Genomic DNA, 6,534 nt, shown 5'->3' on the forward strand with positions numbered 1-6,534 from the left:
AGCATTTCGGGGCAAACCCTCTGTAGTTGCCCCTGCCAAGGATAATTTATCCCCGACGACGAAGAGAAGCAGCACCCAACGCACCAACAGCGATTAAACTCACTATACCACTAGGTTCTGGGGTTGATACAGCACCGCCACCAGTAGGAGTAATATCCCCATTAAGAGCCACAAACCCACCACCAGCAACATTAGCGGAGTTTTCACCAAAGAAGAAGACACTGAAGGAGTCAGCATTCAGTCCATAGAGACGGAACTGCACCGGGCCGGTTTGGGGTGCTAAACTGCTTAGGTCAAAGCTGTAGGTATTAAAGCTAGTTGTTAGGCTAACTTGTGTCCCTAAATTATTGGTGAACCCATCAACACTAGAGCGCAAGACTAAATCTAGCCCCGTTTCATCCCGCTTCGCATTGAGTTGCAAGTTAGTAAAATCGACCTGAAAACCTGCACCGGGTTGCACGGCAAATTCCAGGTATTGGCTAGTATTAACAGTGCTACCTGTATTCCATGAGCCAGTTGAGCCATCTGAAGCAGTATTAAGACCGCCAAGAGCAAAATTGAACCCTACAAATTGTGAGGATAAATGACGTATCCCGGCGGTGTTTAACCCAGTGCTGGTTATATTCGTGCCAACCGTATCCGCCGCTTTGGGGTAAGATGCCCCATCAGTGGTAAATTGATTCCAACCAGCTACTATTGCCGCTTGAGCAGGAGTAACCCCGGCCAACCCCATCAGAGTCAAGGGGGTTAACATTGTCAGTAATTTTTTCATGGATTCGATGACAGTAATAGGAGAAAATTATGGTCATATTTAACGCTAGTTTTGCGCCAATATCCCACAGCAAAAATTATCACAAGGGGGGGGGAAGTCAAGGGGTATTTAATCATCATTTTTTATTGATTTTTATGTTTAAGATAGTTTTGGATTATATAAATATTTTTGACTGGTTGCAAGGTTATAGCTGGCAACGCAGATAAGCGAGGTTCTACCTCTACTTATTTCTTTGACCGAAATTATCACCTTCGCTCCTAGGTTCCCCCGCAATAAATTGACCTGGTGCATCTTACATTTGCAGGAATACCGACAATCAGCAGTTTTTAATAACCGGATTTAGTGTAATTTAGGTAAACTGGTTGAATGACAGGAAGGACGGGCTAGAAGCCTAGCCCACAGATAAAATTAGAGAATCTATGTAAAACGGGTCTCCTACCCGTGCAGCTCTGGGATGCTCCTCAAAACCCGCACTAACATAGAGCATAGGGATTTAGATTAACTGCTCTAATTTTGCTCGTAAAGTCTTTTTCCCGAATTTAGTTAGAGTTTGTTGACGCAACCATTGCGGGTGACAACGTTGATCCTGACCTGACAAAATTTCTAAACAAGCTTTAGCCACCTTTTCGGCATCTCGATAGGGAACGCGCCACCCCACCAAACCATCCTGGAGCGGCTCTGCTGAACCGTCCTCATCTCCAGAAATCACGGGAATACCGCAGGCCATCGCTTCTAGGTAAACAATCCCGAACCCTTCCCGGGAAGGCATAACGTAAGCATCGGCCAAACGATAATGGTCCGCTAATTCCTCCGTCGGGACAAAACCGGCGAAAATTACCTGTTTATCCACTCCTAACTGCTTGGTTAAAGCTTCTAACCTTGGGAGGTCGTCCCCTCGTCCGATGACTAGATATTTTACTTCGGGATAAGTCTCTAGAATTGTCGGCAGGGCCCGAATGGTAACATCTACCCCTTTATAGATATCCCCCGACCACAATCGGGCCACTGTTAATAAAACTTTGGCATTTTCTATATCATATTTTTTGATTAATGTCAAGGACTTTTCACCTAAATTAAACTTTTCCTCATCCACCACACAGGGGAGAATTGCTACTTTTTTGGGATCGATAGCGTTAGCCTTACACATAAGATCGCGACTGTAACGGCTAATTGTCCAGATCGATTCGGCCGCTTGCAGGGCCTGTTTTTGGGAATTTGGTAAAGGTTCCCAGACTTCTTTGCCGTAGGTGAGGACGGTGTAGGGTATGTCTAAAGCTTGACAGTAAAGACGGGTGAGGGGGGCTAAATTTATATGACCACAAAAAACCTGTTGGGGACGTTTCTGGAGGAGAGAAACTAAAAACTTAAGGGCTAATTGGATGCGTCCGAGAGTTGCTGAGTTATTTTTCAGGTAATGAAAGGTAATACCTTGATTTTTAAAAGGATTAGGACAATCAGGGGCATCCCGCAGTAAAAAAACCTCGGCCGCTTCAGAATCGGGTAAAGTGAGATAGGCTTGCAGAACATCCTTAATATAGGATTGAATACCACCTTCTTGGGAAAAAATCTCTAAAAATAGGAATATATGAGGCATCATAGAACGTCAGCGTCAAAAAGTTTTGGGTTTGGCGAAAAAATTTTCCCCGATCTTTGATCTGTACTATCACACTTTCTTGATCTATTTCGATCGTTTCCCAAGTAATAGATCCTAACCGCTAACAGTCCGAAAAAGAACAATCTTGTGGCTCTTCTTGCGTGTAACTGCCAGAATCAGGGAAATTCGGATGCTGATAGCTAAAATAACTGATATTAGTCAGTTTAGCTCATAATGCTGACCAAGGCGATAGAATAGTCAGAATTTTCTCGGATGCCAAAGATAAAGCTATTTCTCTTTCCCCGGTGTCATCGAGGAATCTTCCCTTTTTAACGCTGGATATTTTCGGGAATTACTAGAGATAAAAAAATTAAAGTTACTCAACTGCTCTGACAAAGGTTACAAATGCCCCCAGAACGGTTAAGCTTATTTTAAGTAGGTGGGTGGAATTAAATATAAAATGAACGTAGGTTGGGTTGAAGCATGAAACCCAACGCCCGCATGGGTTACGCTACCGCTAACCCATCCTACAAATAATTGTGCATACCTACTTAATCTCTGTAATTGCTTTTATGGCTCACTTGACTTCTGAAAGACTCAATTTAACCACAAAGATCGCCTATGGTGCTGGTGATTTGGGGCCGGCTATCACTGCCAATATCTCGGTATTTTACCTGCTATTTTTCCTGACTGATGTGGCAGGATTATCGGCAGGATTAGCCGGTAGTGTGCTGATGGTGGTGAGAATTTTTGACGCTATTAACGATCCGATCATTGGGATGTGGAGCGATCGAACTCGTACTATCTGGGGTCGTCGCTTACCATGGATGTTATTGGGGTCGATTCCCTTCGGAATTAGCTATTTTTTACTGTGGTTAATCCCGACTAATAACCAATTATGGTTATTTTTATATTATATTTTTATCGGCATTATTTTTAATTTAACCTACACGGTTGTCAATCTTCCCTACCAGGCTCTCACCCCTGAATTAACCTATGATTATAATGAGAGAACCCGCTTAAATAGTTTTCGTTTTGCCTTTTCAATCGGGGGTAGCATTCTCTCATTAATTCTCTATATTCTCGTCTCATCCTCCTATGCCAACGATCTCCATAAAGCTTTTTTATTGTTAGGTGTAGTTTGTGCTTTAATGTCGATTATAGCAGTTATTTGGTGCGCTTTAGTTTTACAAGAACGAGGAGCAAAAGCGATTCTTAATCCCGCTCGGAAAAAAGTTTTGGCAATTGCTTTTATGGTTATCGGTGCGCTTTCCTTTGTCTATGGAGTAGGAAAAATTGGGGTTAATCCCAGAGATTTTATCGCTATTTCTACAATTTTATTAGGAATAGAAGGGATAGTTTCTGGGTTAAATATTTACTATGGTAAAACTGAAAATCATCTCAGGGATGGTGCGGCAATTAAACAGAGAGAAGCAGATAATAATACCGAAACTATTCCCCTGAAAGAACAATTAAAAATAGTTTTTGGTAATCGTCCCTTTTTATACGTTATTGGCATCTATCTTTGTGCTTGGTTGGGAGTACAATTAACCGCCTCGATTTTGGTTTACTACGTTGTCAGCTACATGAGACTATCGGAAGCAGAATCGGGTTTAGTCGCTTTAGCAGTACAGGGAACAGCTTTAGTGATGTTATTTTTCTGGCAAGCAGTTAGTCAGAAATTAGACAAAAAGATAGTCTATTTTTTAGGGATGACATTCTGGATTATTGCCCAAATCGGTTTATTTTTGCTCCAACCAGGAGAAATAACTTTAATGTATACTTTGGCAGTTTTGGCAGGATTTGGCGTATCTGTGGCCTATTTAATTCCTTGGTCAATGGTTCCTGATGTGATTGAATTAGACGAATTAGAAACAGGAAAACGTCGAGAAGGTATTTTTTATGCTTTCATGGTACTTTTGCAAAAAATTGGTTTAGCTTTGGGGTTATTTTTTGTCGGTATTGCTCTAGAAACATCGGGTTTTAAACCAAGAATACCAGGAGAAGCAATTCCCCTGCAGCCGGATAGTGCTTTAATAGCAATTCGCCTAGCAATTGCGCCTTTACCGGCATTTTTTCTGATCATTAGCTTAATTCTTGCCTATTTTTATCCAATTACTCGCCAAGTTCACGCCGAAATTTTAGACCAATTAGCAGCAAGAAGACAAGAGGAAAAGTAAACATCAGTTGTCGGCCGTCAGGAGACAGGAGATTATTTTTATTGATTCCCGAACTTCCTGCATAAAAATCAGAAAACCCTTACCCTAAAGCACTTGTATTGACTTTTGAACTACTGATTACTGGGTACAATCGACCCAGCAGCATAATGTCTTCAATGAGTATAATGTTATCGATAGCTAAATTGTACAAAAAATGAAATCCTATCCAGTAGAGTTCCGTCAGAAAATCCTAGACTGTTATTATAACGAACCCATCTCTCAAAGACAATTAGCGAAAAGATTCTGCGTAACCTTAAGTTTCGTACAAAAGCTTTTGAAGCAATCTCGAGAAACGGGAGATATTCGACCGAAGACTTATCGATGTGGCCGTCATTTAAAACTTACGTCAGAACAGATGATCGCCCTTGGTGATTTGATTGAGGAAAATAATGACGCAACTCTAGCCGAACTATCGAAACTATTCCTAGAAAGAACCGGTATAGTGTTAAGTGTGGCCACAGTGGCAAGAATAGCCGAACGCTTGAGAATCACCCGCAAAAAAAACTCTACACCCGACCAGAAAAGAGATAGAAAGAGTCCAAAAACTTAGACAAGAATAAAAAGGATAAAATTCGGGATGTATAAGATTAAACCCTAATCTAGCTATAACCAGAATCCAAGCTCGCTCGCTTAAAGTAACTAGAGCGCACGGGACTAGACCTCTTAAAAAAAAACCAATTTTTCAACTATTACGGAGATTACTAATTATGACCACAAACACTGCCGAGAGTAACTCGATCTATCCCGTGCGTTGGCAAGATAACAAAGTTTGGCTGATCGATCAAACCCGTTTACCCATGGAGTATGGGGAAGTTGAGATCACCAGCAGTGAAGCCATGGCCCGGGCGATCGAAACGATGATTGTCCGCGGCGCCCCAGCGATCGGGGTAGCGGCTGCATACGGTATGGTTTTAGGAGCGCAGGAAATTAAAACCAACCAGAAAGAGCAGTTTCTGGCCGATTTAACTAGAATAGCCGATCGATTAGCCCAAACCCGGCCGACGGCGGTGAATTTATTCTGGGCGATCGAGCGAATGTTAAAAGTGGCCAGGGAAAGTGAACCAGAAGTGGCAGTAATTACCAAAAATCTCCTGGAAACTGCCCACAATATCCAAAAAGAAGACGTGGAAACCTGTCGGGCGATCGGTAATCATGGTTTATTGGCGCTGCCAGATCAACCAGAAAAACTGACAATTTTAACCCACTGTAACACTGGTTCCCTGGCCACGGCCAGTTATGGTACTGCTTTAGGGGTAATTCGTTCCGCTTGGACGGCGGGAAGATTAATACAAGTGTATGCAGACGAAACCCGGCCAAGGTTGCAAGGGGCAAAATTAACCGCTTGGGAATGTGCGCGGGAGGGAATTCCCGTCACCGTGATCACCGATAGCATGGCGGCCCACTGTATGCAGCAAAAACTGATCGATGCGGTGATTGTTGGGGCCGATCGCATTGCGGCCAATGGGGACACGGCTAACAAAATCGGCACCTATTCCCTCGCGGTGCTGGCAAAAGCTCATAATCTGCCTTTTTATGTGGCTGCCCCCCTATCGACGGTGGATTTTTCCCTTAAGGATGGTACGGGGATACCGATCGAACAGCGCGATCGTGCCGAAATTTATCAGGTGGGGACAACTACCGTTTGCCCTAGAGATGTTAACTTTTATAACCCCGCTTTCGATGTTACTCCCGCCGCTTTAATCACCGCTATCATCACGGAAAAAGGAGCGGTAACACCGGCTGAATTAATTTTTTTACCTAAAATGTCGGATGAATGCCCCCGCTAGATTTTTCGACAAGATACTCACCTTTGCGGGGGATGAAATCCGACCAGAATATCAACCGCAGAGCATCGGTTTAATTCCACCATCTGTGGGTAAACTGTGTTATAATTAACTTAGCCAAGGGTCGAGGATTGTTAGATGCTAGTCGTAGAAGCAAAGCTAAAA

Annotated in this window: 5 protein-coding genes; 3 read left to right on the forward strand and 2 right to left on the reverse strand. The window is 42.9% G+C overall.

The features are described from left to right. Positions 1–46 precede the first annotated feature (46 nt). Together IM450_RS19435 and IM450_RS19440 are read right to left on the reverse strand one after the other, a co-directional pair. Positions 47–772 (reverse strand): PEP-CTERM sorting domain-containing protein, encoded by a 726-nt coding sequence (locus tag IM450_RS19435; RefSeq protein ID WP_287669920.1) that lies wholly within the window; start codon positions 770–772, stop codon positions 47–49. Between the two features lie 493 nt (positions 773–1,265). Then, positions 1,266–2,369: a glycosyltransferase family 4 protein gene (locus tag IM450_RS19440; protein ID WP_287669922.1), complete on the reverse strand. Its 1,104-nt coding sequence runs from the start codon at positions 2,367–2,369 to the stop codon at positions 1,266–1,268. 569 nt (positions 2,370–2,938) lie between these two features. On the opposite strand from IM450_RS19440, the gene IM450_RS19445 reads away from it, so the two are divergent. The 3 genes from IM450_RS19445 to mtnA all read left to right on the forward strand — a co-directional run bounded on the left by IM450_RS19445 (position 2,939) and on the right by mtnA (position 6,372). Further along, a complete protein-coding gene (locus tag IM450_RS19445; RefSeq protein ID WP_287669924.1) occupies positions 2,939–4,546 on the forward strand; it encodes an MFS transporter in 1,608 nt (535 codons plus the stop codon). Between the two features lie 193 nt (positions 4,547–4,739). Continuing rightward, positions 4,740–5,135, forward strand: a complete 396-nt coding sequence (locus IM450_RS19450) for a helix-turn-helix domain-containing protein (RefSeq protein ID WP_287669926.1) — start codon at positions 4,740–4,742, stop codon at positions 5,133–5,135. Positions 5,136–5,292: 157 nt separating this feature from the next. Further along, the gene (gene mtnA, locus IM450_RS19455) at positions 5,293–6,372 is read left to right on the forward strand and encodes an S-methyl-5-thioribose-1-phosphate isomerase (protein WP_287669928.1); all 1,080 of its coding nucleotides are present in this window, start codon (positions 5,293–5,295) and stop codon (positions 6,370–6,372) included. Positions 6,373–6,534: the final 162 nt, after the last annotated feature.

The sequence above is a fragment of the Microcystis sp. M083S1 genome, from assembly GCF_020246405.1.
Taxonomy (GTDB): domain Bacteria; phylum Cyanobacteriota; class Cyanobacteriia; order Cyanobacteriales; family Microcystaceae; genus Microcystis; species Microcystis aeruginosa_C.

What these genes read in the sequence shown, in the direction of transcription:
- IM450_RS19450 (WP_287669926.1), top strand. Translation starts at nt 4,740, where the DNA reads ATGAAATCCTATCCAGTAGAGTTCCGTCAGAAAATCCTAGACTGTTAT.
- IM450_RS19435 (WP_287669920.1), bottom strand. Translation starts at nt 772, where the DNA reads ATGAAAAAATTACTGACAATGTTAACCCCCTTGACTCTGATGGGGTTG.
- IM450_RS19440 (WP_287669922.1), bottom strand. Translation starts at nt 2,369, where the DNA reads ATGATGCCTCATATATTCCTATTTTTAGAGATTTTTTCCCAAGAAGGT.
- mtnA (WP_287669928.1), top strand. Translation starts at nt 5,293, where the DNA reads ATGACCACAAACACTGCCGAGAGTAACTCGATCTATCCCGTGCGTTGG.
- IM450_RS19445 (WP_287669924.1), top strand. Translation starts at nt 2,939, where the DNA reads ATGGCTCACTTGACTTCTGAAAGACTCAATTTAACCACAAAGATCGCC.